Below are 24,634 nucleotides of genomic sequence, written 5' to 3'. Positions count from 1 at the left end.
GAGGATGTCGTGCGACCGTGCGTCCGCCCGTCGGGGAAGAATCCTCCGAACGGGATGGGCGCGGGGATCAGTCGAAGCGGATGAATGATCCGTCGTGGAGCATCGGGACGACGTCGACCGCATCGAGGGCGGCGGCATCCGCCACGGAGGTCGGAACCAGACCCGCTGCCTCGATGCGGGCGGTCGCGGCGACGCCGGCAGCGAGCTCACGGCCGGAGCCGCTCGCACCGACCATGTGCCGCACCGCACCGCGCAGGGCGTGGAAGCCCTCGGCGGCGACGGCGGCGTCCGGGGCCGTGTGGTCGATGCCCCGAGCCGAGAGTGCCGAGACGATCGCCCCGGCCCCGAGCTGGTCCTCGACGGCGAATCGCAGCGCACCCGTCTCATCGAGCTCGCCGGCTGCGATGACCGCGACCGAGGTGCGGGCCTGCCGTCGTTCCTGGATGGTCTGCACCGCTCGTGCGACCGCCGCCGCGTTGCGGATGCCGCCCACGAGCACTGTGGAGTCGGAGGGGGCCGCAGCGGCGACGGCCGCGCCGTTGCGTGACCATCTCTCCGCATCCGCCAGCGCGACTGCGGCGCCGGCAGCCGTGGCGTCGATGACCGTGGACGAGAACCGCAGCACATCGACGACCACGACGATGTCGGCGCCGGCGACGCGGGCGAGGCCGGCGGTGCCCCAGTCGAGGCGGACCTGGTACGTGGACTGATCGAACGGCGACGGCATCCGACCAGCCTAGAGGGGTCAGTCGGCCGCGAGCGCCTCGACCGGAGCCACTCTGGTCGCCAGTCGGGTCGGCGTCGCCGCCGCCACCAGCGTCAGCACCGCCGTCGCCACGACGATGATGGCGACAGGGATCCACGGGATCTGCGGAGCGATGAGTCCCGCGGGAACGAAGTCGGGCAAAGTCGGCACCGACCCGAGCAGCGACTGTGCGGCGATCCAGCCGTATGCCACACCCAGCACGAGTCCCGTCAGCGTCGCAGCCACCGTGATGTGGGTCGCTTCGAGCAGCACCATCCGTCGCACCTGACGGTTGGACAGCCCGATCGAGCGCAGCAACCCCAGCTCACGGCGACGCTGCACCACGCCGATCGTGAGCAGGTTCACGAGCCCGACCGCCGCGATCACGGCCGAGACGGCGACCAGCACCATCATCACCGCCGCGAAGGCGTCCATCGGGGCGAAGAACTCCGCGGGGACCTCGCCCGTGGACTGGCTCATCATCAGGCCCTTGGCCGATTCCAGCGCCACGGCGAACATCGTCACCAGGGTCACCCCCATCACCACGCCGATCGCCATCCGCGAGGAGCGCTCCGGGTAGCGCAGAGCGTTCTCGGCGGCGAGACGGGCGGTCGCGCTCGACCCGAACATCCGTCCCACCAGGCGAAGCACCGGAGGCATGAACAGCACGGATCCGAGCGCGAGTCCCGTGAACGAGAGCACGCCGCCGAAGAAGGCCACCACGACACCGAGCGGCGTCATGAGTCCGAACAGCACGCCACCCACGAGGAGCACGGCCCCGGCGACCAGCAGGACCCAGGCGCCGATGTGCCTCCCCGGCTTGCCGGAGACCTCGTCATGCGTGCGCTCGACGGAACCGCCGAGCGCCTGCAGAGGGGTCACCGACAGCACGCGCCGTGATCCCGCCCACGCCGCCGCCCACGTCGTGAGCGCGACACCGATCGCCGGCAGCGCCACGAACGGCTGTGCGAGCGAGAAGCCGGAGGGGGCGTTGTCGATCAGCTGCCCGCCGATCTGCACTCCGATGACGGCGAGCAGCAAGCCGACCAGAAGCCCGATCGCCGCGCCGAGCAGTCCGACGACGAGCCCCTGCTTGCCGACCTCGGCCCGCTGCGAGCGCGCGGTCGCCCCGATCAAGCGCATGAGCGCGATCTGACGCGTGCGGCCGGCGATGATCGTCGAGAAGGTGTTCGCGGTGACGATCGCGGCGACGTACATCGCGACGACGGTCAGCAGCACCGACAGCAGCGCGACCACGAAGGCGAGCGTGCCGCTGTCCCCGATGAACGGGTCGGCCTGCAGCACAGCACCGATGTAGGCCGTGATCTCGACGAGGAGCACTCCGAACGCGGCCGAGAGTGCGGCGACCAGGATGCTCGCACCCATTCCCCGATCGCGCAGCCAGGCCAGGCGGGGCCCGGTCGCGCGGGTCTCGGGAACGACCGTGGCGACGGCGGTCATGCCGCCACCTCGGCGGCGAGCATGTAGGCCGAGATCTCTTCTGCGGTCTGACGCGGGTGATCGGCGACGATGCGGCCGTCGCCGAGGTAGAGCACGCGGTCGGCATGGCTCGCCGCGATCGCGTCGTGCGTGACCATCGCGATGGACTGGCCGTGCTCGCGGCTCGCGGTGGCGAGCAGTCGCAGCACCTCGCGCCCGGTCTTCGAGTCGAGGTTGCCCGTGGGCTCGTCCGCGAACACCAGATCCGGTGCCGTGGCCAGGGCCCGGGCGATCGCCACGCGCTGCTGCTGCCCGCCGGACAGTTGATGCGGGCGGTGGGCGAGACGCGAGCCGAGCCCGAGCGTCTCGATCAGCCCGTCGATGCGCGCCCGCTCGATCGCACTCGGACGACGACCGTCGAGTTCGAAGGGCAACATGATGTTGCCGAGCGCGTCGAGCGTCGGCACGAGATTGAAGGCCTGGAAGATGAAGCCGACCCGGCGACGACGCAGAATCGTGAGGTCGATGTCTCCGAGACCCGTGATCTCGGTGTCTCCGATCCAGGCCCGCCCCTCGGTCGGACTGTCGAGCCCCGCCATGATGTGCATCAGGGTGGACTTGCCGGAACCCGACGGTCCCATGATGGCGGTGAACTGCCCACGGCGGATGCCGACGCTGACGTCGTCCAGGGCACGGACGGTGCCTTCGCCGGAGCCGTAGGTCTTCTTCAGGTGCTGGACGCGGGCGGCGAGCCCCAGGTCGGTGGTCGTGATCTCCATGCATCCGACGCTATTTCCGCGGCCCCGCGCGAGTCATCGCTCCCGGGGACCCTTCCGCATACATCGCAAGGATGATCCGCGGACACCGCGCGCAGAACGGTGCTCAGGCGAGGCCGTGCTCGAAGGCGAAGACCACCAACTGCACGCGGTCGCGCAGCGCGAGCTTGCTGAGGATGCGGCTGATGTGGGTCTTCACGGTCGCCTCGCTCAGGTACTCCCGGCCGGCGATCTCGGCGTTCGAGAGCCCCCGGGCGGCGAGCGCGAAGATCTCCCGCTCCCGGTCCGTGAGGTCGGCGTACTGCGGCGGCACGGGCTTGGGGGCTTCGGCGAAATGCTCGAACAGGTCGCGCGTCGCGGCGGCGGCGATGACGCTCGACCCCGAGTGCACCGTGCGGATCGCGGCGAGCAGGAACTCCGGATCGGCGTCCTTGAGGAGGAAGCCGCTCGCGCCCTGTCGGATGGCCCTCGCCGCCGCCTCGTCGAGGTCGAACGTCGTGAGCATGACGACGCGCGGTGGCTCCGGGCGCGCCAGGATCTCAGCGGTCGCGGTGAGCCCGTCCATGACCGGCATCCGGATGTCCATCAGCACCACGTCGGGCCGGGTCGTGCGCACGACCTCGAGAGCCTCTTTGCCGTCACCTGCCTCCCCGACGACTTCGAGGTCGGGCTGGGAGGCGACGAGCATCCGGATTCCGGCGCGGAAGAGCGCCTGGTCGTCGACGAGCACGACTCTGATCATTCGGAGACTCCGATCGGGAGCGTGGCGTGGACGACGAACTGTGCCCCTCGGCGCTCGGCTTGCAGACTACCGCCGACGAGCTGCGCACGCTCACGCATGCCGATGACTCCGTGCCCACCCGGAGACACGGTGGCTTCCCCTTTGACGGTGTTGCGCACATCGACGTCGACGCGGTCGGCGAGCCAGGCGAGATGCACGTCGACCGCGCCGTCTCCATGCCGGATCGCGTTCGTGAGAGCCTCCTGCAGGATGCGGTAGACCGCGAGCTGGATGGCCGCAGGCGGCTCCCCCGGCGGCATCGGGTCGACAGTGACCCGCGGTTCGATTCCGGCCTGCCGCACCTGCGCGAAAAGCGCCTCGAGGTCGGCGAGTGTGGGCTGCGGACCGTCGCCCTGCCGATGCCGCAGCTGCGTGAGCAGCATCCGCACGTCGCTCAGGGCGCCGCGTGCCGTCTGGGCGATGGTGCCGAGCGCCTCGGTCGCGAGTTCGGGCTTCACCGCGGCCGCGTACCTGGCCCCGTCCGCCTGCGCGATCACCACCGCCAGGGAGTGGGCGACCACATCGTGCATGTCGCGCGCGATACGCACCCGCTCCTGCTCCTCCGCGGCCAGCGACTCCGCCTGCAGCTGGGCCGACCGGGTGCGGCGAGCGCGCAGGACGACCCGCCAGAGCAGGCCGCACACCCATGCGAACCCGAGCGCCATGACCGAGAGGACGAGCAGCAGCGTGCCCGCGCTGACCTTCTCCCACCCACTGCCCGTGCCGAAGGCGACGCCGTTGACGAAGACCATGTAGACCGCCGCGACGAGTCCACCGAAGAGCGCCGAACCGAAGCCCCACCAGAGCACACGGCGTGTGCCCCAGGCAGAGGTGGCGTAGAGCACGAGCAGGATCGCGAAGTCGATCGGCAAGGGGCCGAACCCGGAGAGCATCTGCAGCACGGCACCGGCCCATGCGGCCGCGAGCGCCCACCCGGGGGCGAGTCGGCCGATGGCGACGCCGCCCGACATCAGAACGCTGGCGATGACGATGCCCGCGACCGCTACTCCCCCGATCGCGGTGTTCCCCGTCCCGGGCCCGTAGAACACGAGTGACATCGGCACGAGCACGAGGAAGAGCAGCGCCGCCCCGACGATGTCGAGGGTCAGCGCCGTACGAGAGAGCGGGCGGATCACTCCCCCACGCTACGCGAGGGCCTTCGCGTCGGCATCCGTCGCGGGATGTATCCGCGTCCGTCAGGCGCGGGCGAGGATCTCGCCGTGCGGCACCAGATACCAGCCGTCGCCGTCGTCGGCCCAGCGCTTCCACGCGTCGCTGATCTCCTGCAGATCGGCGCGTGTCGCCATGTCGCTGTCGATGAGCTGCCGTGCAAGGGCGGATTCGAGGATGCGGTCGGCCCACATCCCACCCCACCAGGCGCGCTCGGCGGGTGACGCGTAGCACCAGGTGGATGCGGTCGCCGTGATGTCGGTGAAGCCTGCGGCACGGGCCCAGGCCAGCAGCCGGCGACCGGCATCCGGCTCGCCGCCGTTGGCTCGTGCGGCCGCACGGTACAGCGCCAGCCAGCGCTCGAGCTCGGGCAGCACGGGGAACCAGACGAAGCCGGCGTAGTCGGCATCGCGCGCGGCCACGACGCCGCCGGGCACGGTCACGCGGCGCATCTCACGGAGCGCCTGCACCGGGTCGCCGACGTGCTGGAGCACCTGATGCGCATGCACGACGTCGAAGGCGTCGTCGGCGAAGCGCAGCGCGTGCACGTCCTCGACCGAGAACTCGAGGTTCGTGAGACCGCGCTCGGCCGCGAGGCCCCGCGAGAGAGCCAGGGCGTTCTCGTCGATCTCGGTGGCGGTGACGTGGGCGACGATGCCGGCGAAGTCGACCGTGATGCTGCCGGGGCCTGCGCCCACATCGAGAAGGCGGGTCGTGGCCGTGAGGTGCGGGCGAAGGTACTCGGCCGAGTTCGCGATGTCGCGCACGTTATGCGAGCGGAGGACGGATTCGTGGTGTCCATGCGTGTACGAGGCCATGCGGTTCAGTCTGGCAGAGCGCGCCCTCAGTGCAGTTCCGCGACCATACGGCGGATGGCCTCGCGGTCGGGTTTGCCGGAGGACAGCACCTCGATCTCGTCCACCATGATCAGCCGGACGGGTCGGGCATGCTTGCCGAGTGCCTCCTCGACCGCGTCGCGCGCCTGCGCGAGCTGCTCCGACTCGCTGCGGCGCAGCACCTCACCCCGGGCCGCGACGATCACGGAGGCCTCGCCCCAGCGCTCGTCCTCCACGCCGACCACCACCGCCTCGTGAAGACCCGCGATCCGGCGGACGATCCGTTCGACACGGTCGAGCGAGATGTTGATCCCTCCGGACACGATGACGTTGTCGGCGCGGCCGTGCACCCGGACGACACCGTCTTCGACGAGACCGAGATCTCCGGTCCGGTACCAGCGGATGCCGTGCTCGTCGCGCACGAACGTGCGCGCGGTCAGTGATCCGTCGCCGAGGTACCCCTCGGCGAGCATGGGGCCCGCGATACGCAACTCGCCGTCGACCGTGCGCACGCCGACCGTGTCGAGCGGAACGCCGTCGTAGACGCATCCCCCGCTGGTCTCGGTCGAGCCGTAGGTGCGCACCAGACGCACCCCGAGATCGGCGGCGCGATCACGCAGCGGTTCGGGGAGCGACTGCCCGCCCACCAGAATCGCCCGATAGGCCTTCAGTGCGGCACGGACGGCGGTGTCCTCCGCGGCGTCGAGCAGGGTCGCGACCTGCGCCGGAACGAGCGATGTGAACAGGTCGAGGATCCCCGCCCCGGGTGACGGTCGCAGCATCTCGAGGGTCGCCTCCGCGAACGATTGCGGCGAGAATCGACCTTCGATCCGCGCCGGTTGCGTGTCTGCGAGGATCGAGCGCACCAGCACCTGCAGGCCCGCGACATAGCCGGCAGGCAGGGCGAGCAGCCAGCGTCCGCTCCCGATCCGCGCGGCCGTGGCCTCGGCACTCGCGCGCAGGGCCTCCCCGCTGAGCGCGACCCGCTTCGGCACGCCACTCGATCCCGAGGTCGCGATCACGGCCGCGAGGCCGTCCGCCACATCCTCCGGGGCACCGGTCACCATCCCGAGTCCCAGTGCGGGGCCGCCGTCGAGCGCGCGCTGCAGGGCCTCTCGCAGCCGGACCGGATCTTCGGCATCCGTGGGGATCAGGGCGGTCATGCGCGTCTCCGACTCTGGGTGCCAGGGTCAGTAGTGCCAGGGGAAGGACGACCAGTCGGGGTCGCGCTTCTCGAGGAACGAGTCGCGGCCCTCGACGGCTTCGTCGGTGCCGTAGGCGAGGCGGGTGGCCTCCCCCGCGAAGACCTGCTGGCCGACCAATCCGTCGTCGACCGCGTTGAAGGCGAACTTCAGCATGCGGATCGCCGTGGGAGATTTCGTCAGCACGGTGCGCGCCATCTTCAACGCCTCGCGCTCGAGCTCGGCATGCGGCACCACCCGGTTCACGGCGCCCATCTCGTAGGCACGCTGCGCGGAGTACTCCTCGGCGAGGAAGAACACCTCGCGGGCGAACTTCTGCCCCGTCTGGCGGGCCATGTAGGCGGAACCGTAGCCGGCGTCGAAGCTGCCCACGTCGGCGTCGGTCTGCTTGAAGCGGGCCTCTTCCGCCGAGGCGATCGTGAGGTCGCACACCACGTGCAGCGAGTGTCCGCCACCCGCAGCCCATCCCGGCACCACCGCGATGACGACCTTGGGCATGAAGCGGATGAGCCGCTGCACCTCGAGGATGTGCAGGCGGCCGACCGCTGCGCGGCTCGCCCCGTCGACGATCGCCGTCTCCGCGTCGGAGTACTTGTACCCGTCACGACCGCGGATGCGCTGGTCGCCGCCGGAGCAGAACGCCCATCCGCCGTCCTTCGGACTCGGACCGTTGCCGGTGAGCAGCACCGCACCGATGTGCGCATCCTGCCGGGCGATGTCGAGTGCGCGGTAGAGCTCGTCGACGGTGTGCGGGCGGAAGGCGTTGCGCACCTCCGGCCGGTTGAACGCGATGCGTGCGACTCCGCCATCGTGCGAGACGTGCGCGGTGATGTCGGTGTAGTCCTCCGCCCCGGGCGCGAGCACCCATTCGGCCGGGTCGAACAGATCGGAGACGAAGGCGGTGGTCACGGCATCCAGCCTATTCCTCGCGCCCTTCCCGACATATCGCACGCGCCGCTCCGGAATGGAGCGGCGCGTGCGACCTCTGGTTCTGCCGTCAGATGCGACGCGCCCTGGCTGCTTTGATCCATCCGTCGACGATGTCCCACACGGTCCCTGCGGCGACCCCGAACCCCAGCAGGACGGCGAGGATGCGGAAGAGCCCGCCTTCGTCGGCTGATTCGGCCTGCCCCGCCGCGAAACCCTCTCCGCCCGCCGCTGTGACGTGGGCGAGGAAGGCCGGGTTGACGAGGTCGCCGCTCAGCAGCAGGACGAGCACCCAAGCGAGGAACGCCAGTGCGAGGATCGTGTTCGCCACGGCCAGCCCCGCGCCCCATCGCCCCCTGCGGTAGAGCACGACGGCGAACACGGCCTCGGCGGCGATGATCAGGAACAGGATTCCCATTCCCCACGGCCACAGCCGCGGGTCGAGGATGGACAGTGCTTCGCCGTCCACGAGCACGAAGCCGCGGAAGCGATCCCAGAGCAGCGCGCCGACAGCGATCCCGAGGAAGACAAGGGACGCGATCAGCTCGCTCCGACCCGCGCCGTTCTGGGTCGGTTCGGGGAGCTGGTCGAGATCCCATTTCTCGATCGCGGTCGCACTGTTGGTGCGCTCCAGGATGACGAAGACGAGGGTCGTCCAGAAGCAGATGTGGAGGATCGCCCCTCCGGTCGCGAGGATGGATGTGGAGATGATCTCACCCACCGGCGCTCCGGAGATGGTCTGCCCCAGCGCGACACCGCCGAGCACACAGACAGGCACGATGATCAGCAGCAGCTTCAGCAGCCGCCACCAGGTCAGATAGAAGCGCGGCCCGATCAGGTAGAGCGGGCGGTCCGCGTAGCCTGCGGCCAGGATTCCGGGGTCGCCGAGCTCGGTGAGGACCGCGCGCTCTGCCGACTCCGGAGCTTCCCCCTGCTCGACGCGCGCCTCGATCGCATCGGCGATGGAGGCTTCGAGTTCGGCCCGGACGTCGGCCTGGGCCTCGGGTCGCAGACTGCGGATCGTCGCGCTGATGTAGCGCTCGGTGAGTGTGACTGTCGTGGTCATGTCAGTTCTCCTCTGAAGTGAGGGATGCGATCGCAGTGGTGAGCGATCGCCATTCGTCGGTGAGGGTGTCGGCGAGGCGGATGCCGGCATCGGAGGTGCGGTAGAACTTGCGGGGCCGTGCCTCGTCGGTGTTCCACTCGCTCGTGAGGTACTCCTGCTTCTCCAGACGGCGGAGCAGCGGATACAGGGTGTTGGCGTCGGTCGCGAAGCCGCGCTGCTCGAGCTGTTCCAGCAGCGAGTAGCCGTATCCCGGCGTGCGCAGCAGTTGCAGGCAGGCGAGCACCACGGTGCCGCGCCGCAGTTCCTGCAGGTGCGTGTCGAGCGTCTCGTTCATGTCGATCACATTACTGTGCGTCACACACCATTGTCAATCACACATTTATGCGCAATCCAAGGTCGGGATGGGAAAGTACCGTGGAGACATGACGCCCGAGATCACGCGCATCGACCCGTTCGACTCCGCCGCAGTGGATGGCTGGTGGGACGCCTATGCGTCCGCCGAGCGCGCAGACCGCGGGGACGACATCCCCGTCTGGTCTCGCGAGGAGACCCGCAGCGAGCTGCAGCAGGACTCACGGGTCAACGAGCGGCGCGCCTACCTGCTGCACGACGACGGCGTCGTCGTGGGTGCCGCGAGCCTCGCCCTCCCCCTGAAGGACAACACCCACGTCGCGCACCTCGACATCGACGTGCCGCCCACGTATCGACGACGCGGATTCGGCTCCGCCGCCCTCGCCTTCCTCGAGAGCGAGGCCGCAGCAGCCGGACGCACCACCGCGCAGGGCGACACCTCATGGCGTTACGAGCTCGGCCCCGACGGCACCGGAGACCCCGGCCGGGAGTTCTCCCGCCGCCACGGCTACGCGCTCGCGCTCGGCGATGTGCAGAACAGGCTCGCACTCCCCGTGGAGCCGACGGCGCTCGACAGCATCGACGCCGACATCGCCGCCGCGATCCGGGGCTACACGATCCGCAGCTGGGTCGGGCCGGTTCCGGAGGATGTCGTCGAAGGCTGGGCGGCCCTCGATGCCTCGATCGACACCGAGGCTCCCAGCGGCGATCTCGACATCGAACCGGCGAAGCCCGATGTCGAGAGCATCCGCGAGCACGAGGATCTCCTGGTCCGACAGAACCGCCTGTCGATCGGCACGATCGCCCTCACCCCGCAGGGCGATGCGGTCGCCTACACCCAGCTGGTCGTGTCGGGGGACGACGGCAACGCCTATCAGTGGGGAACACTCGTGCGCCGCTCGGATCGCGGCCACCGCCTCGGCACCGCGGTGAAGATCGCCAACCTCCGCCTGCTGCAGCACGCGGCGCCGCAGACACGCGCCGCCTACACCTACAACGCCGAATCCAACGCCCACATGCTCGCCGTCAACACCCTTCTCGGCTTCGCTCCCACCGAACGGATGGGCGAGCTGCAGAATCACCTGGCCTGACGTGCGGCGGTCAACGACCCCACGGGGACAGAATGGGCACATGATCCCGCCACTCGCAGACCTGCTCGACTCGGCCAGGGTCGTCGCCCTCCCGATGCACAGTCGCTTCCGCGGCGTGGACGTGCGGGAGGCGCTGCTCTTCGAGGGGCCGGAGGGGTGGGCGGAGTTCTCCCCGTTCGTCGAGTACGACGACGATGAGGCGGCGACGTGGCTCGCCGCCGCGATCGACTATGCGTGGCGTGCGCAGCCGGAGCCGCTGCGCGACCGGATCGGCGTGAACGCGACGGTGCCGGCGATCGAGGCCGCGCGCGTGCCCGAGCTCCTGGCGAGGTTCTCCGGATGCCGCACGGCCAAGGTCAAGGTCGCCGAGCCGGGACAGACCCTCACCGACGATGTGGCGCGCGTCCGCGCCGTGCGCGAGGTGATGGGCCCCGAGGGGCGCATCCGCGTCGACGCGAACGGAGCCTGGAACGTCGACGAGGCCGAGCACGCGGTACACGCCCTCGGCGAGTACGACCTCGAATACGTGGAACAGCCGTGCGCGACCGTGACGGAGCTGGCGGATCTGCGCCGGCGCGTGAAGTACATGGGCATCCCGGTGGCGGCCGATGAGAGCGTGCGCAAATCCTCCGATCCACTCGCGGTCGCCCGTGCCGGCGCAGCCGACCTGCTCGTGATCAAGGCCCAGCCCCTCGGCGGCATCACCCACGCCCTGCAGATCGTCACCGCCGCGGGACTCCCCGTCGTGGTCTCGAGCGCCCTGGATACCGCGATCGGTCTGTCCCAGGGAGCCGCACTCGCTGCCGCGCTCCCGTCGCTCGACTACGACTGCGGGCTCGGCACGGCGTCGCTCTTCCTCGACGATGTGGCGGACCTGCGTCCTGTCGCCGGCACCATCCCGGTCGGCCGCGTGACGCCCGATGCCGAGTCCCTCAACCGTCTCGCCGCCTCGGACGAGCGTCGCGAGTGGTGGTTCGCCCGACTCGCCCGCTGCCACTACGAGCTGAGCGTCCGAGCCTGACCTGACCCCTACGGCTCGATGAGCAGCTGCACCAGACGGCCGAGCTCTTCGCCTCCGGAGTGCCGCAGCTGCGCGTCATCCTGGCCGGCCATCGCTCCGCGCACGGTCATGCCCTCCCAGATGATCATGAGCATGCGAGCGGCGACCTCCGCCGGCAACCGCAGACGCAGCAGCCCGGCCGAGATGATGTCATCGACGATCTGCGCGATGCTCGAGACCATCTCGCGCTCCTGTGCGAGATACGCCTCACCGAACTTGGCATCGCGGAGGGCGCGGATGCGGATCTCGCTCAACAGCATCACGCCGAGGCGATCGTCTCCACCGAGCTCCATGATCTGCTGAACGAGGTCGATCGGATCGCACCCCTCGACGAGGGCACCGGCGGCCGTCAGCTCTTCGACGCGGGTGCGCACGGCACTCACACGCACTTCGGAGACGCTGGCGGCGAGCATGAGGAACAGCTCGTCCTTGGACTCGAAGTTCGAGTAGAACGCGCCCCGGGTGAATCCGGCGCGTTCGCAGACGGCCTCCACCGACGCTCCATCGAGCCCGACCTCGGCGAAGACCTGCGCCGCCGCCTCGAGCAGACGGGCACGCGTGTTCTCGCGACTGCGGGTTGCGGGTGTCGACATCGAAACCTCCTGACCCTTCACTCTCGCATGATTCACACCCCGCACACAGGCTTGGCCGGGCGGGTCACCTTACGATACATCTATGTATTGGATACACCTGTGTATCCACCCCGCACCCCTCGGAGGAACGCGTGTCCACTCTCCTGTCCTCGCTCGGACGTTGGTCTTTCCGGCACCCGTGGCGAGTCCTCGTGTCCTGGCTGCTCGCGCTCGGCATCGCCGGCGCCGGAGCACTCGTGCTGGGCGCGGGAACCGACAACACGTTCTCCATCCCCGGCACGGAGTCGCAGGCGGGGCTCGAGCAGCTCTCCCGCTCGTTCCCGCAGGTGAGCGGCACGAACGCGCAGTTCATCGTGGTCGCCGCCGACGGCGACAAGATCACGGATGACGAGTACCGGGACGACATCGAAGGCGCGGTCGACGAGCTCGGCGACCTCGACGGCGTGCTCGCGGCCACCTCGCCGTACGACGAGATGGTCAAGGGCATGATCAACGACGACGACACCGCCGCCATCGTGCGCGTGCAGTTCGACGGCGAGTCCACCGATGTCTCGGACACGACGAAGGATGCGCTGCGTTCCGTCGTGAGCGACCTCGACGCCGAGCTCCCCACAGGATCGCAGACCTCGCTCGGCGGCGACCTCTTCGCCATCTCCATCCCCGGCGTCACGCTCACCGAGGCAGTCGGACTGCTCATCGCCCTGCTCGTGCTGATCGTCACGTTCCGCTCGTTCGTCGTGGCGGGCCTCCCCCTGCTCACTGCGATCCTCGGCGTCGGCATCTCGATGGCCGGCATCTTCACCGCGACCGCCTTCGCCACCGTCTCCTCGACCACCCCGCTGCTGGCGCTGATGCTCGGACTCGCGGTCGGCATCGACTACGCGCTGTTCATCATGGCGCGACATCAGGATCAGGTGCGCGATGGCGTCGATCCGGAGGAGTCCGCCTCCCGCGCCGTCGGCACCGCAGGCTCCGCCGTCGTGTTCGCCGGCGTCACGGTGCTCATCGCGCTGATCGGCCTCGGCTTCGCCGGCATCCCGTTCCTCACGACCATGGGCATCGCCGCCTCCGCCGCAGTGGCCGTCGCCGTGGCGATCGCCGTGACCCTCACCCCGGCTCTGCTCGGCTTCATGAAGGGCAGGGTCGTCGGCCGCCCGAAGAAGGTCAAGGCGTCGAAGGCGAAGAAGAGCACCGCATCCGACGCGTCGGAGGAGCCGAAGGACGTCGTCGCCCCGGTGAAGGGCAGCGCCCGATGGGTCGGCGGCGTCATGAAGCACCCTGTGCTGGTGTCGCTCGCCGTGGTCCTCGGGCTCGGCATCGTCGCCGTCCCCGCGCTGAGTCTCGACCTCGCCCTGCCGAACGCCGGTGTGCTTCCGAAGGACTCCGAAGCCCGGCAGAACTACGACCTCGTCGGCGAGCAGTTCGGTCCCGGCTTCAACGGTCCGCTGATCCTCACCGGCACGATCGTCACCTCCACCGATCCACTCACCCTGATGGAAGACCTCGGCGACGCTGTGGCGAAGGTCCCCGGCGTCAAGGAGGTCGCCCTCGCGACGCCGAACGAGACCGCCGACACCGGCATCGTGCAGATCATCCCGGAGACCGCCCCCGACGACCCGGCTACCGCCGACCTCGTGCGCGAGCTGCGCAGCCATCACGACGAATGGCTCGACGGGTTCGGCATCGACCTCAAGGTCACCGGATTCACGGCCGTCGGCATCGACATCTCCGACCAGCTCGGCAACGCGCTCCTGCCCTTCGGCATCTTCGTGATCGGCCTCTCGCTGATCCTGCTGACGATCGTGTTCCGCTCGCTCTGGGTGCCGATCACCGCCGCCGTCGGCTACCTGCTCTCGATCGTCGCCGCCTTCGGTGTGGTGGGTGCGGTGTTCGAATGGGGCTGGTTCGCCGACCTGCTGCACGTCGCCAAGGTCGGTCCGATCATCAGCTTCATGCCGATCATCCTGATGGGCGTGCTGTTCGGCCTCGCGATGGACTACCAGGTGTTCCTCGTCTCCCGCATGCGCGAGGACTTCGTGCACGACAAGGATGCGACGAGCCCGAATCGTGCCACCCGGCGGGCAGCCGCGCTCCGCGCCGTGCGCAGCGGCTTCACCGGCTCGGCGAAGGTCGTCACCGCGGCCGGGCTCATCATGTTCGCGGTCTTCGTCGCGTTCGTCCCCGAGGGCGACTCGTCGCTCAAGCCGATCGCACTCGGCCTCGCCGCCGGTATCGCGTTCGATGCCTTCCTGGTGCGCATGACGCTGATCCCCGCCCTCATGGCGATCCTGGGCGAGCGTGCCTGGGAGCTCCCGCGCTGGCTGGAGAAGATCCTCCCTCGTGTCGATGTCGAGGGCGAGGCGGTGGAACGCGAACGCCACCTGGCCGCCTGGCCCGGCGACGGATCGATCGTCGCGGCCGACGACCTCGAGATCAGTGCGGATGCACCCCTCGTAGAGGGCCTGTCGATGCGCATCGCCGCGGGCGGCGCGGTCATCGCGACGGGTGGCGACCTGCGGACTCGTCGGGCGCTGGCCCTCACGGTCGCTGGACGCCTCATGCCGACGGATGGAAAGCTCCGCGTCGCCGGACACCTGCTCCCCGGTCGCGCGGCGTGGGTGCGCTCGCATGTCGGCTGCGTACTGGTCGACGACGCGGATGCCGCACTCGGTGACCTCGCCGAAGCGCTCCGTGGGAAGTCGCAGATCGTCGTGATCGATGGACTCGACCGCCTGACCGGCGGCCAGCGTGACCAGGCGACAGCCATGCTGCGCGATGCCGCGGCCTCCCGCACGCTCGCGGTGTTCGCCACCGCCTCCGATGCCGACTCGGCACGCACAACCCTCGCCGAGGCCGGATGGCCCGACCCCCAGACTCTCGACACGCGCGCTCCTCGCCGGAGCTCCGCAGAATCCACCGAGGTGACCGCATGACCCTCCCCATCGAGCGCGCGCGCTCCCGCAAGCCCATCACGTGGCTGACCATTCTCGGCGTGCTGCTGCTGCCGGCAGCGGTAGGCGGCATCCTCGTCGCGGCCCTGCAGAACCCGACCGAGCGCCTGGACTCGATGACCGCGGCCATCGTCAACCTCGACGAGCCCGTGACCATCGACGGACAGATGACTCCCCTCGGACGCCAGCTCGCTTCGGGGCTCGTGGAGGGATCGGACGACCTCGACTCGAACCTCACGTGGGTGATCTCGAACAAGGACGACGCCGCCGACGGGCTCGCCGATGGCTCCTACCAGGCTGTCATCACCATCCCCGAGGACTTCTCTTCGGCCGCCACCTCGGCCGGCACCGCGATCTCCGACGGCGGAGGAAAGGCCGAGAAGGCGACCATCGAGGTGACCACTCCGAAAGACGGACTCGTCGCCGACGACCTCATCACGAGTCAGATCGCGAACGTCGCCGCCTCGACCATGGGCACGATGCTCTCCGAGGCGACGACCGAGAACATCCTCGTCGGCTTCACCACCATCGGTGACCAGATCGGCGAGGCGGCAGACGGTGCCGTGAAGCTCGCAAGCGGCGCACGCGATGCCGCCACCGGAGCGGCCGCGATCCCGGACGGCGCCACAAAACTGGCCTCCGGTGCGGGCGAGCTCGGGACGGGTGCGTCGTCACTCGCCTCCGGGCTCGACACGATCGCGGGCAAGACGCGTGAGGCTGCGGCCGGCGCGGGTGCGATCGGGTCAGGACTGACGGCCGGTGCGGTGGAGTTGCAGAAGCAAGCGCCTGGTGCGCTCGCACTCGCGGATGGCACCACGCAGCTCGCGGCAGGGATCAAAGCGCTTGCGGATAGCTGCGATCCACTGGTCATGACCGCGGCATACTGCGACCAGTTGACTGCCTTGGCAACGGGGGCAGCGAAGACCGATGCCGGTGTCCGGCAGCTCTCAGCGCTCCCCGGAGCCATCGCCCCCCAGATGGCCCAGGCCGGAGCAGGCGCCACCCAGCTCGCGGGTGGCCTCACCCAGCTCGCCGACCAGGGTATCGGCGCCTCCGCCACGGGCGCCCGCGGCCTCGCCTCGGGCGCGACCCAGTTGTCCGACGGCGCCACCGCCCTCGCCGACGGAGCCACCGAACTCACCACCGGGCTCGACACCCTGGCGACCGGCACAGGTGATCTCGCGGGCGGGCTGCGCACGGCATCCGATTCCCTCCCCTCGTTCAGCGACACCGAGTCGAAGTCGCTCGCCTCGGTGATCGCCGACCCGGTGTCGTCGAACTCGTCGATGAACACCATCTTCGGCCCGACGGCGATCCCGCTGCTCGCAGCGGTGGTGCTCTGGTTCGGCGGACTCGCGTCGTTCGTGGTCATGCGCGCACACACCGCGCGCACCCTCACCTCGCGCCGGTCGTCCGCGACTCTCGCGCTGCGCGCCTTCGCCCCGGCCGCGCTGATCGGTGCGGCGCAGGGCCTGCTGGTGTCGCTGATCGTGCAGATCGTGGCGAGCTACGACGCCGGCACCTGGTGGGCGTTCGCCGGCACGGCCGTACTGGCCGGTGTGGTGTTCGCCGCCGTGAACCAGGCCCTCGTCGCCCTGTTCGGCGGCGTCGGACGATGGATCTCCGCCCTCGTCGGAGTGCTCGCGGTCGCGACCGGCCTGATCTCGACCGTGCCGGGCTGGCTCGCCGGCATCGGAGCCGCTCTCCCGACGGCTCCGGCCTTCGCGGGCTTGATCACCGCAAGCGGTTCCGCGGTCGCGGCACTCGTGGTCTGGGGAGTGCTGTCTCTCGTCGCCACGACGCTCGCCGTGACGCTGCGACGCACGACCTCGGCCAAGGCTGTCCTCGCCACGGCCTGACCCCCACTCCCTCCCCCACTCCCTCCCTCCCCCTCACTCCCCTCTCCCTCCCCCTGCCAAAACGGAGACCCTCCGTGCCCGGCCCGGCGCGTCGACATGTGACGCGCCGGGCCGCGCATGTGACCGTCTCCGTTTCGGCATCCGATGCCGGCGACCTAGGCTCCCGACATGCGCCGACCGTTCATGGACACCCCCGACCAACTCGCGAGTCTGGACGGGCAGCAGTACCTCGTGCTCCGGCCCACCGGAGCGGTCGCCGAGGTCTATCGGGAGGTTCAGGATGCCGCGCTCGCACGCCTCGGCTCTCCGGCGCGGCATCCGCACACCGGGCACATCACGCTCCGGGGGTTCTACGAACCGGAACGTCGAGAAAGATCTCGCCGCGCTGATCCGTACGTGGGCGGCGCAGCAGCGTCCGATCGAAGCGATCGCCGAAGCCGTGGACGAGTTCCCCACGCCCTGGCAGATCCTGATCGTGCGCCTCGCCCGCAGCGCGTCGCTCGTCTCGGCGTACTCATCCCTGACCACGGCGCTGGACGGCACGGATTTCCGCCGCCTCGGCGAACTGCCGCTGGAGGACTGGACCTTCCACCTGTCGGTGCTCTACGGAAAGAGTCTCCACCTGGAGGAGTGGTCTCGATTCGCCCAGACGGAGCCGCGCGCATTCGAGCCGGCGACGACCGAGACGATCACCGAAGCCGAACTGGTCTGGTACGAAGGCGGCATCGAGCACGCCGAGATCCTGCCTCTCGGCGGCTGATCCGCGGCCCAGCCCTCGGCCGCTGCCTCGGCCCAGCCCTCACCCGCTGCCTCGGCCAAAACGGAGACCTCCCGCACCCCGCCCCGCGTGTCTTGTTCAGACGCGCCGGGACGAAGCCGGGAGGTCTCCGTTTTCGCAGCCGGAAACGGACTCAGCTCAGGCCGGAGTAGGCGTGCAGACCCTTGAAGAAGACGTTCACGATGGTGAAGTTGAAGATCACAGCGGAGAATCCGACGATCGCCAGCCACGCCGAGGGGTTGCCGCGCCATCCGCGCGTCGCGCGCGCGTGGATGTATCCGGCGTAGATGACCCAGATCACGAAGGTCCAGGTCTCCTTGACGTCGAAGCCCCAGAAGCGGCTCCAGGCGTAGTACGCCCAGATGGACCCGGCGATGAGCGTGAAGGTCCAGAGGATGAAGCCGATGATCGTGAACATGTACGCCAGACTCTCCAGGCGCACCGCGTTCGGGAAGGTGCGGAGGAAGCCGGGACCGGTCTTGGTCGCGCCCTCGCCGAGGAGTCGCTCGCGGCGGGACTGCATGAGCTGGATCACCGACAGGGCGAACGCGAGCGCGAAGAACGCGGTCGCTAGCGAAGCCACGAACACATGGATGACCAGCCAGACGCTCTTGAGCGGGTCCATCAGCGGCGAGACGTCGACGTAGAAGTTCGTCGCCCCGAGACCGAGGAGCACGACGACGAGGCCGGTGATGAAGGTGCCGAGGAACCGCAGGTCGATACGGGTGAGCACGACGAGGTACACCGCGATGATGAGCAACGTGCCCATCATGGCGAACTCGTAGAGGTTCGCCCACGGCACTCGCCCCGCCGCGATGCCACGGGTGACCGCGGCGGCGAGGTGGAAGAGGAAACCGAGCACGGTCAGCGAGGTGCCGATCCGAGCCATCACGAATCGCTGCGGAACGGCGTCCGATCCGGGAGCGCCGACGGATGCGGTGGTGCTTCCACCACCGGCTCCGACGAGCACCGACTCGCGCACGTTCTGCGCATCGGCCGTCGCCTGCGAGCGCCGCGCGAGATCGAAGGCGTAGGCCACGAAGGCCGCCGCGTAGATCGCGATCGCCGTCCAGAGCAGGACCGGCGAGATCACGTTGAGCTCGAGCATGGTGTCAGTCTACTTTCCGGGTGTCGGTTGCCGGGGCTTCCGGCTCAGCGGACTCATCCGCGGTGTCATGGGTCGCGGTGTCAGCGGTCGCGGGGCGCGCGGCGGTTCCACCTGCGGCGTCGAGCAGTCGGGCGTGACCGGCGACGAGGTCTTCCACGGCCGCCGCGAGCGTCGGGTCTTCCCCGCGGGCGAGCGCAGCGTACTCGAGGGCGATCTCCCCATCGTGCGCCGTGGCTTTGACCCATACGCGTCGACGCGGAACGAACAGCGCGATCATCAGGCCACCGAGGGCGAGCAGCGCGAAGCCGAGCACCCAGACACCGGACTCGTCCCGGTGGATCTGCAGCGACGCGAAGCGCTTCACCGACTGCGAGGCATCCGTCGCACCCGCCGGGGATTCGTCCTCGAACGTGACCGAACCGAGGCCGTTCGGCAGCTGCGCCGTCTGTCCGGGGGCGAGCTCGATCGACTTGACGTCGGTGGTCCGGCCGGTGAGCTTGGTCATCCCCGTGGTGTCGAGCACGTAGACCGAGCGCGGCACACCCTCGTTGATGCCGAGGTCGCCCGTGTACACGTCGAGCGTGAGCGTCGGGTTGGTGAGGTCGCCGTAGGCGGAGAAGAACGCCCCGCTCTCGAGCACACCCGTCGTCGGGTAGAAGAACCCGACCAGCCCGACCTGCTCGGCCAGCCCGTCCGGCACCTTGAGCACGCCCAGCGAGGTCATGTTGTTGTCCTGCGGGAGGAACGGGGTGCTGTTGGTGAACACCACGTTGCCTTCGGGATCGCGCACGGTCACGGTCGGCGCGTAGCCGTTGCCGAGCAGGAACACGTCGTCGTCGGCGACCCCGAGCGGCTCGTTGACCTTGACGGACCCTGTGCGCTCCTCGCCGTTCTCCTGAACCGTGACGTTGGCGGAGAAGTTGCCGGCCTGGCCGGAACCCGGCTCGCCGAACGGCTGGTACGTCACGTCGAACGAGTCGAGGCGCATCGAGTAGGGGGAGAACGCGTCGTCGCCCACGAAGCGGCCGCGGTTCATCGAGTCGTAGTCGAGGAGCGTGTTGGCGAAGGTCTCCCCCTCGACCAGCACGCGCTGACCCGTGTACGAGAACCCGCCGCCGATGCCGACCGTGACGAGCACGCCCACGAGCGCGAGGTGGAAGAGCAGGTTGCCGGTCTCGCGCCAGTACCCGCGCTCTGCAGAGACCGAGAACGTGCGTCCGCGGTCGTAGCGCTCCACCCGGTAGCCGAGAGCCTTGAGCTGCTTCGTCGCGACGTCGATCGAGGCGGCTGCCTCCGCTTCGGCGTCACCGGTCTTCGTGCCGGAGCCTGCCGACGGATCGCGCGTGACCGCACGGTAGTCCTCGAGTCGCTGCAGTCGGGCGGGAGTGCGGGGCGGGCGCGCGCGCAGTGCCTTGGCGTGGTGCTTGATACGCGGGATCACACACCCGACGAGCGAGGCGAACAGCAGCAGATAGATGGCCGAGAACCACGGCGACAGGTATACGTCGAACAGCTTCAGACCGTCGAGGATCGGGAACAGATCGGGGTTGTCGCGCTCCCACTGCGTGACGCCGTTCGGGTCGGCCATCCGCTGCGGGAAGATCGAGCCCGGGATGGCGGCGATCGCGAGCACGAGCAGCAGGATCAGGGCCGTGCGCATCGAGGTCAGCTGACGCCAGCCCCAGCGCAGCCAGCCGACGAACCCGAGGCGTGGCTGGGTGATCGAGTCGTCGCCGTCGACGTGGTCCGACGGGCGGAGCGGATCGCTGGAGTCGCTGTTCGCGGCACCCTTGTTCTTGGTCATGGCCTTCTCAGTGCGGGGGTTCTTCTCAGGACGGGTGGGCTTGTCGGAGCGGTCAGAGCGGGAGGATGACACTGCCGATCACCGCCGTCAGTCTCGACATGATGTCGGTCCAGAGCCCGGTGACCATCAGCACGCCGAGGAGGAGAAGCATCACGCCACCGATGATGTTCACCACCCGGATGTGCCGACGCAGGAACCCGACCGCCTTCGTGGCCCAGCCGAAGCCGAGCGCGACGAGCAGGAAGGGGATGCCGAGGCCGAGAGAGTAGGCGAGCCCGAGGAAGCCCGCCCGCACAGGATCACCGGCGTTGAACGACAGCGCGAGGATCGCCGCGAGTGTCGGGCCCATGCAGGGAGCCCATCCGATGCCGAGCGCGATACCGAGGAGCGGGGCTCCGACGACGCCGACCTTCGAGTCGACGTGGAAGCGGAACTCCTTCTGCGCGAACCCGAAGAGCCCGAGGAACACCAGCCCCATCGCGATGATCACGACCCCCAGGATGCGCGTGATCAGGTCGCCCCACTTCAGCAGGAAGACCCCGGCCGTTCCACCGAGCACGGTGTAGAGGATGAAGACGATCGTGAAACCGAGGATGAACAGCAGCACGCCCCCGACGAGTCGCCCTCGCGTCGCGGTCTCGGTGGTCTTCGTCGTCGTCGCGCCTCCCGCACCGGCAGCAGCGGTCGACCGAGGCGCGACGGCACCGCCCAGGAAGCCGAGGTAACCGGGCACGAGCGGGAGCACGCACGGGGAGAGGAACGAGACGAGTCCGGCGAGCATCGCGACCGGGATCGCGATCCAGAGGGCCCCGGAGCCGATGATCGCTTCGGGATTCACGACGTTCCCCGGGTCACGACTTCTCCGCGAGTGCGTCCTTGACGAGCGTGGAGAGGATCGACTTCCCATCGATCGGGCCGATGATGCGCGCGGCGACGCGGCCCTGCTTGTCGATCACGAGCGTGGTCGGCGTCGCCGCGATCGGTGTCTCCTTCGCGAAGGCGAGCTTGGCCTGGGCGGTGTCGACGTCGATCAGACTGGGGTAGGTGACGCCGTACTCGTTTGCGAAGGCCACGGCGGTATCGGCCTGATCACGGGTGTTGATGCCGATGAAGGCGACGTCCTGATCGCTGAAGTCCTGCCAGACGCCTTCCAGATCTTCCGCTTCGAGGCGGCACGGTGCGCATCCGGCGTACCAGAAGTTGACGACCGCGACCTGTCCGGCGATATCGGCGCTGTCGAACTTCTCGCCCTTCTCGGTCACTCCGCTGAAGACGACAGGTTCGCCGCGCTCGGAGACCGGGATCTCGACGATCGCCCCGTCGGCGGCGACATAACCGGTGTTCTCGCCGTTCAGGAACGATTCGCTGACCGGATCCGGAGCGCAGGCGCTCAAGCCGATGGCGAGCACCGCAGCGAGCGCGGCACCGACCGCACGGCGCGAGCGCCGGGTGCGGGAGGAGCGGCCGCTGCGGATCTGACGGACCGTCGAATCGCGTGGCACGACTCCGAGTTTACGCAGAGGATCCTATGCACGAGCCGGAAACGGAAGAGGCTGCAGGCCCCTCAGAAGCGCGCCAGGACGTCGTCGACACCCGCACGGAAACGGGGGCAGGTGGCGATGTCGTGCGCGCGGCAGCCCATCGCGTGCTCGGTCATCTCGCGCGATCGACGCATCTCCTCCATCCGCCGGTCGATGTCGTCCAGGTGCTGCTGCAGCACCTGGTGCCGCCCGGCGCTCCCATCGTCGAGCAGCACCGCGATCTGTTCGAGGCTCATCCCCGCGGCCTTGCTCCGCTGGATCACGGCGATGCGCACGACCTCGTCCTCGCCGTAGCGCCGCCGCCCTGCGGAGTCGCGCGGAGGCGTGAGCAACCCCACCGACTCCCAATGCCGCAGCACGTTCGTCGGCAGTTCGAAGCGCTCGGCCACATCGCCGACAGACCAGGGGTGCGTATCGCTTGACTTCATGTTGACATGAAGTCACAAACTGACGGGGAAAGCAACATCCACGGGAAGGACCACCATGTACGACGCCATCGTGATCGGCGCAGGACCGGCAGGACTGCAGGCCGCTCTGACCCTCGGGCGGATGCACCGCTCGACTCTGCTCCTGGATTCGGGCGAGTACCGCAACGGCACAGTCCTGCACATGCACAACATGATCGCCGCCGACGGGATGCCGCCGTCGGAGCTGCGCGCAACCGCCCGCGCCGAACTCGCGGAGTACGACGACGTGGAGATCCGCGACGCGGCGGCGACGAGCATCTCGGACGTCGAGGATGCGTTCGTCGTGGGCGCGTCCGACGGCACCATCGTCGAGGGGCGCCGGGTCATCCTCGCCACCGGCGTCGCCGACGATCTTCCCGAAGTGCCGGGGCTGCAAGACCTGTGGGGCACCGCCGCGTTCAGCTGCCCGTTCTGCGACGGGCACGAGCACGCCGATAAGGACATCGCCATCATCGGCGCCGCGCCTCGGGCCGAGCACCTCATCGGCCTACTGGGGAGGATCGTCGCGAGCATCACGGTCGTGCCGATGGGGGAGGCGTTCGCAGACGAGGAGATACGCACGCTCGAGGCGAAGGGCGCGCAGGTCAGCCGCACCCCGGTCACCTCCGTCGAGAAGGTCGAAGACGGAGTGCGCATCTATACGCGCGACGACGAGCGCGTGGTCTCAGGAGTCTTCGTCGCTGCGGGTGCGATGCGTCAGCGGTCCCCGTTCGCCGCACAGCTCGACGTGGACATGCTCGAGTCCGGGTGCATCGAGATCGACGAGTTCGGACGCACCTCGCGTCCCGGGGTGTTCGCTGCGGGCGACCTCGCCCACCGCGCGACCCTCCCCGGCCCGATGGCGTCGGTCCTGCTCGCGGCCGCCGCGGGTCAGCTGGCCGCGGTCGGCATCATCCAGTCGCTCCTGGCCGCGGAGCACTGACCCGTTTCGAATCGCGCAAGTGGTGCCATCCGTCGCCGAAAGGGAACCATCTGCGCGATTCGAAAGCGGGTCTCAGACCGCACCGACGTCGACGGCACCGCCGGTCGCGGCGGGCTCGGCATACGCGACCTCGCGCCAGACGTCGCCGACGCGCTCGAACGAGGTGACGCTCGACAGGGCGCAGCGTCGGGTGCGCGGATCGTGCCGGAGCGGAAGCCCCGCGACGCGGAGGTGGGTGATCCAGATCGGCGCCTGGTGCGACACCATCACGACGTCTCCGTCGGGTGCCACGTCCCACGCCTCGTCCATGACACCGAGCATCCGCTCGGCGATGGACGAGTAGGGCTCACCCCAGCTGGGAACCGACGGCTGGCGCAGGTGCCACCAATTCAGGGGGTTCATCAGGGAACGGCGCATCTGCGTCCCCTCGAACACGTTCGTCGGTTCGATCAGGCGGATGTCGATCTCCGGCACGAGGTCGAAGCGCTCGGCGAACGGCTCGGCCGACTCCTGTGCTCGCTCGAGTGGCGATGCGTAGAGCGCGGAGACGGAACGGTCGAGCGCCGCCACGTGGTCGGCGGCCGCTGCGGCCATCCCCCGGCCCGCGTCGCTCAGGTGGTAGTCGGGAAGACGACCGTAGAGCACGCGGGCCGGATTGTGCACCTCACCGTGTCGGACGAGGTGCAACCGGGACGCCGTCATGTCACGCCTTGCTGTAGCGCGAATCCCCGAAGCCGAGGATCAGGTACCCGATGTACGGGAAGAGGAACAGCAGGAAGAAGGAGAACACCCCGCCCTTGCCGAAACGTCCGCCGAGCTTGAACGCGACGATGATCGCGAGGATCAGGTTGGCGACAGGGATGAGGTACAGCAGCGCGAACCACCCGGACAAACCGGCGATCTTCACGAGGAAGACGAGGTTCACGATCGGGATGATCGCGAGGATGCCGGGGTATCCGGCCTTGGTGAAGACCTTCCACAGTCCGACCGCGACGAGGATGTAGAAGACGAGCGCGATCAGGCCCGTGGTGCCGGAGAAGATCGATGCGTAGAGATCGGAGATGCCGTTGTTGTCCACGGTGCACCCTTTCTGTGTATGAGCTGTGTCGTGGCGATCCTACTGATCCGGCGACTCCGGCGCCGCCAACCGGGCCGATGACCGCCCG

The 24,634-nt window shown here is 69.1% G+C and carries 24 protein-coding genes; 6 read left to right on the top strand and 18 right to left on the bottom strand.

Features of this window, described 5'->3' with window-relative positions:
• Positions 1-67: 67 nt before the first annotated feature.
• The 10 genes from ACIQLD_RS16005 to ACIQLD_RS15960 form a co-directional block, all read right to left on the bottom strand.
• Complete coding sequence (locus ACIQLD_RS16005) at positions 68-727, bottom strand: 2-phosphosulfolactate phosphatase (protein WP_402609523.1); 660 nt, start codon at positions 725-727, stop codon at positions 68-70.
• An 18-nt stretch (positions 728-745) separates the two neighbouring features.
• On the bottom strand, positions 746-2,206 hold the full coding sequence (locus tag ACIQLD_RS16000; RefSeq protein WP_402609521.1) for an FtsX-like permease family protein: 1,461 nt from the start codon (positions 2,204-2,206) through the stop codon (positions 746-748).
• Positions 2,203-2,964, bottom strand: coding sequence for an ABC transporter ATP-binding protein (locus ACIQLD_RS15995; protein WP_402609519.1), 762 nt, complete (start codon positions 2,962-2,964; stop codon positions 2,203-2,205). The genes ACIQLD_RS16000 and ACIQLD_RS15995 overlap by 4 nt, the downstream gene beginning before the upstream one ends.
• 103 nt (positions 2,965-3,067) lie before the next feature.
• A complete protein-coding gene (locus tag ACIQLD_RS15990; RefSeq protein WP_021198993.1) occupies positions 3,068-3,703 on the bottom strand; it encodes a response regulator transcription factor in 636 nt (211 codons plus the stop codon).
• The gene (locus ACIQLD_RS15985) at positions 3,700-4,878 is read right to left on the bottom strand and encodes a sensor histidine kinase (RefSeq protein WP_402609517.1); all 1,179 of its coding nucleotides are present in this window, start codon (positions 4,876-4,878) and stop codon (positions 3,700-3,702) included. The genes ACIQLD_RS15990 and ACIQLD_RS15985 overlap by 4 nt, the downstream gene beginning before the upstream one ends.
• A gap of 60 nt (positions 4,879-4,938) precedes the next feature.
• Complete coding sequence (locus tag ACIQLD_RS15980) at positions 4,939-5,730, bottom strand: class I SAM-dependent methyltransferase (RefSeq protein ID WP_402609515.1); 792 nt, start codon at positions 5,728-5,730, stop codon at positions 4,939-4,941.
• A 26-nt stretch (positions 5,731-5,756) separates the two neighbouring features.
• Positions 5,757-6,911 carry an AMP-binding protein gene (locus tag ACIQLD_RS15975; protein WP_402609513.1) on the bottom strand — a complete coding sequence of 385 codons (1,155 nt, stop codon included), beginning with the start codon at positions 6,909-6,911 and terminating at the stop codon, positions 5,757-5,759.
• 27 nt (positions 6,912-6,938) lie between these two features.
• A complete protein-coding gene (locus tag ACIQLD_RS15970) occupies positions 6,939-7,859 on the bottom strand; it encodes a 1,4-dihydroxy-2-naphthoyl-CoA synthase (RefSeq protein ID WP_402609511.1) in 921 nt (306 codons plus the stop codon).
• Between the two features lie 88 nt (positions 7,860-7,947).
• Entirely contained in the window at positions 7,948-8,943 is a 996-nt protein-coding gene (locus ACIQLD_RS15965) for a permease prefix domain 1-containing protein (protein WP_402609509.1), read from the bottom strand.
• A gap of 1 nt (position 8,944) precedes the next feature.
• Entirely contained in the window at positions 8,945-9,277 is a 333-nt protein-coding gene (locus tag ACIQLD_RS15960) for a PadR family transcriptional regulator (RefSeq protein ID WP_402609507.1), read from the bottom strand.
• 88 nt (positions 9,278-9,365) lie between these two features.
• On the opposite strand from ACIQLD_RS15960, the gene ACIQLD_RS15955 reads away from it, so the two are divergent.
• Positions 9,366-10,385 carry a GNAT family N-acetyltransferase gene (locus ACIQLD_RS15955; RefSeq protein ID WP_402609504.1) on the top strand — a complete coding sequence of 340 codons (1,020 nt, stop codon included), beginning with the start codon at positions 9,366-9,368 and terminating at the stop codon, positions 10,383-10,385.
• A gap of 40 nt (positions 10,386-10,425) precedes the next feature.
• Positions 10,426-11,406 carry an o-succinylbenzoate synthase gene (locus ACIQLD_RS15950; RefSeq protein ID WP_402609502.1) on the top strand — a complete coding sequence of 327 codons (981 nt, stop codon included), beginning with the start codon at positions 10,426-10,428 and terminating at the stop codon, positions 11,404-11,406.
• Positions 11,407-11,414: 8 nt separating this feature from the next.
• Here the strand turns inward: ACIQLD_RS15950 and ACIQLD_RS15945 are convergent, their stop codons facing one another.
• Positions 11,415-12,038: a TetR/AcrR family transcriptional regulator gene (locus tag ACIQLD_RS15945; RefSeq protein WP_402609500.1), complete on the bottom strand. Its 624-nt coding sequence runs from the start codon at positions 12,036-12,038 to the stop codon at positions 11,415-11,417.
• A gap of 131 nt (positions 12,039-12,169) precedes the next feature.
• Here ACIQLD_RS15945 and ACIQLD_RS15940 point away from each other — a divergent pair, with 131 nt between their 5' ends.
• The 3 genes from ACIQLD_RS15940 (at position 12,170) to ACIQLD_RS15930 (ending at position 17,608) form a co-directional block, all read left to right on the top strand.
• Complete coding sequence (locus tag ACIQLD_RS15940) at positions 12,170-14,971, top strand: efflux RND transporter permease subunit (RefSeq protein ID WP_402609498.1); 2,802 nt, start codon at positions 12,170-12,172, stop codon at positions 14,969-14,971.
• Positions 14,968-16,848, top strand: a complete 1,881-nt coding sequence (locus ACIQLD_RS15935) for a YhgE/Pip family protein (protein WP_402609496.1) — start codon at positions 14,968-14,970, stop codon at positions 16,846-16,848. The genes ACIQLD_RS15940 and ACIQLD_RS15935 overlap by 4 nt, the downstream gene beginning before the upstream one ends.
• A gap of 280 nt (positions 16,849-17,128) precedes the next feature.
• On the top strand, positions 17,129-17,608 hold the full coding sequence (locus ACIQLD_RS15930) for a hypothetical protein (RefSeq protein WP_402609494.1): 480 nt from the start codon (positions 17,129-17,131) through the stop codon (positions 17,606-17,608).
• A 151-nt stretch (positions 17,609-17,759) separates the two neighbouring features.
• On the opposite strand, the gene ccsB is transcribed toward ACIQLD_RS15930, so the two are convergent.
• The 5 genes from ccsB to ACIQLD_RS15905 form a co-directional block, all read right to left on the bottom strand.
• On the bottom strand, positions 17,760-18,734 hold the full coding sequence (gene ccsB / locus ACIQLD_RS15925; protein ID WP_402609492.1) for a c-type cytochrome biogenesis protein CcsB: 975 nt from the start codon (positions 18,732-18,734) through the stop codon (positions 17,760-17,762).
• A gap of 4 nt (positions 18,735-18,738) precedes the next feature.
• Positions 18,739-20,538 carry a cytochrome c biogenesis protein ResB gene (locus tag ACIQLD_RS15920; protein WP_402609490.1) on the bottom strand — a complete coding sequence of 600 codons (1,800 nt, stop codon included), beginning with the start codon at positions 20,536-20,538 and terminating at the stop codon, positions 18,739-18,741.
• Positions 20,539-20,590: 52 nt separating this feature from the next.
• Complete coding sequence (locus ACIQLD_RS15915) at positions 20,591-21,376, bottom strand: cytochrome c biogenesis CcdA family protein (RefSeq protein ID WP_402609488.1); 786 nt, start codon at positions 21,374-21,376, stop codon at positions 20,591-20,593.
• A 13-nt stretch (positions 21,377-21,389) separates the two neighbouring features.
• Positions 21,390-22,040 carry a TlpA family protein disulfide reductase gene (locus ACIQLD_RS15910; protein ID WP_402609486.1) on the bottom strand — a complete coding sequence of 217 codons (651 nt, stop codon included), beginning with the start codon at positions 22,038-22,040 and terminating at the stop codon, positions 21,390-21,392.
• Between the two features lie 62 nt (positions 22,041-22,102).
• Positions 22,103-22,507 (bottom strand): MerR family transcriptional regulator, encoded by a 405-nt coding sequence (locus ACIQLD_RS15905; RefSeq protein WP_402609484.1) that lies wholly within the window; start codon positions 22,505-22,507, stop codon positions 22,103-22,105.
• Positions 22,508-22,562: 55 nt separating this feature from the next.
• Between ACIQLD_RS15905 and ACIQLD_RS15900 the strand changes: the two genes are divergently transcribed.
• On the top strand, positions 22,563-23,468 hold the full coding sequence (locus tag ACIQLD_RS15900; protein WP_402609482.1) for an NAD(P)/FAD-dependent oxidoreductase: 906 nt from the start codon (positions 22,563-22,565) through the stop codon (positions 23,466-23,468).
• A gap of 72 nt (positions 23,469-23,540) precedes the next feature.
• Here ACIQLD_RS15900 and ACIQLD_RS15895 read toward each other — a convergent pair whose 3' ends face one another.
• On the bottom strand, positions 23,541-24,170 hold the full coding sequence (locus ACIQLD_RS15895; protein WP_402609480.1) for a histidine phosphatase family protein: 630 nt from the start codon (positions 24,168-24,170) through the stop codon (positions 23,541-23,543).
• Between the two features lies 1 nt (position 24,171).
• Positions 24,172-24,546 (bottom strand): DUF5684 domain-containing protein, encoded by a 375-nt coding sequence (locus ACIQLD_RS15890; RefSeq protein WP_402609478.1) that lies wholly within the window; start codon positions 24,544-24,546, stop codon positions 24,172-24,174.
• Positions 24,547-24,634 lie beyond the last annotated feature (88 nt).

The organism is Microbacterium sp. NPDC091662 (genome assembly GCF_044756705.1).
Lineage (GTDB): Bacteria > Actinomycetota > Actinomycetes > Actinomycetales > Microbacteriaceae > Microbacterium.
This window is presented reverse-complemented; position numbering and strand designations above follow the sequence as displayed.

Excerpts from the sequence above, each read along its gene's own strand:
- ACIQLD_RS16005 (WP_402609523.1), bottom strand. The coding sequence starts at position 727 with ATGCCGTCGCCGTTCGATCAGTCCACGTACCAGGTCCGCCTCGACTGG.
- ACIQLD_RS16000 (WP_402609521.1), bottom strand. The coding sequence starts at position 2,206 with ATGACCGCCGTCGCCACGGTCGTTCCCGAGACCCGCGCGACCGGGCCC.
- ACIQLD_RS15995 (WP_402609519.1), bottom strand. The coding sequence starts at position 2,964 with ATGGAGATCACGACCACCGACCTGGGGCTCGCCGCCCGCGTCCAGCAC.
- ACIQLD_RS15990 (WP_021198993.1), bottom strand. The coding sequence starts at position 3,703 with ATGATCAGAGTCGTGCTCGTCGACGACCAGGCGCTCTTCCGCGCCGGA.
- ACIQLD_RS15980 (WP_402609515.1), bottom strand. The coding sequence starts at position 5,730 with ATGGCCTCGTACACGCATGGACACCACGAATCCGTCCTCCGCTCGCAT.
- ACIQLD_RS15975 (WP_402609513.1), bottom strand. The coding sequence starts at position 6,911 with ATGACCGCCCTGATCCCCACGGATGCCGAAGATCCGGTCCGGCTGCGA.
- ACIQLD_RS15965 (WP_402609509.1), bottom strand. The coding sequence starts at position 8,943 with ATGACCACGACAGTCACACTCACCGAGCGCTACATCAGCGCGACGATC.
- ACIQLD_RS15960 (WP_402609507.1), bottom strand. The coding sequence starts at position 9,277 with ATGAACGAGACGCTCGACACGCACCTGCAGGAACTGCGGCGCGGCACC.
- ACIQLD_RS15955 (WP_402609504.1), top strand. The coding sequence starts at position 9,366 with ATGACGCCCGAGATCACGCGCATCGACCCGTTCGACTCCGCCGCAGTG.
- ACIQLD_RS15950 (WP_402609502.1), top strand. The coding sequence starts at position 10,426 with ATGATCCCGCCACTCGCAGACCTGCTCGACTCGGCCAGGGTCGTCGCC.
- ACIQLD_RS15945 (WP_402609500.1), bottom strand. The coding sequence starts at position 12,038 with ATGTCGACACCCGCAACCCGCAGTCGCGAGAACACGCGTGCCCGTCTG.
- ACIQLD_RS15935 (WP_402609496.1), top strand. The coding sequence starts at position 14,968 with ATGACCCTCCCCATCGAGCGCGCGCGCTCCCGCAAGCCCATCACGTGG.
- ACIQLD_RS15930 (WP_402609494.1), top strand. The coding sequence starts at position 17,129 with ATGCCGCGCTCGCACGCCTCGGCTCTCCGGCGCGGCATCCGCACACCG.
- ccsB (WP_402609492.1), bottom strand. The coding sequence starts at position 18,734 with ATGCTCGAGCTCAACGTGATCTCGCCGGTCCTGCTCTGGACGGCGATC.
- ACIQLD_RS15920 (WP_402609490.1), bottom strand. The coding sequence starts at position 20,538 with ATGACCAAGAACAAGGGTGCCGCGAACAGCGACTCCAGCGATCCGCTC.
- ACIQLD_RS15905 (WP_402609484.1), bottom strand. The coding sequence starts at position 22,507 with ATGAAGTCAAGCGATACGCACCCCTGGTCTGTCGGCGATGTGGCCGAG.
- ACIQLD_RS15900 (WP_402609482.1), top strand. The coding sequence starts at position 22,563 with ATGTACGACGCCATCGTGATCGGCGCAGGACCGGCAGGACTGCAGGCC.
- ACIQLD_RS15895 (WP_402609480.1), bottom strand. The coding sequence starts at position 24,170 with ATGACGGCGTCCCGGTTGCACCTCGTCCGACACGGTGAGGTGCACAAT.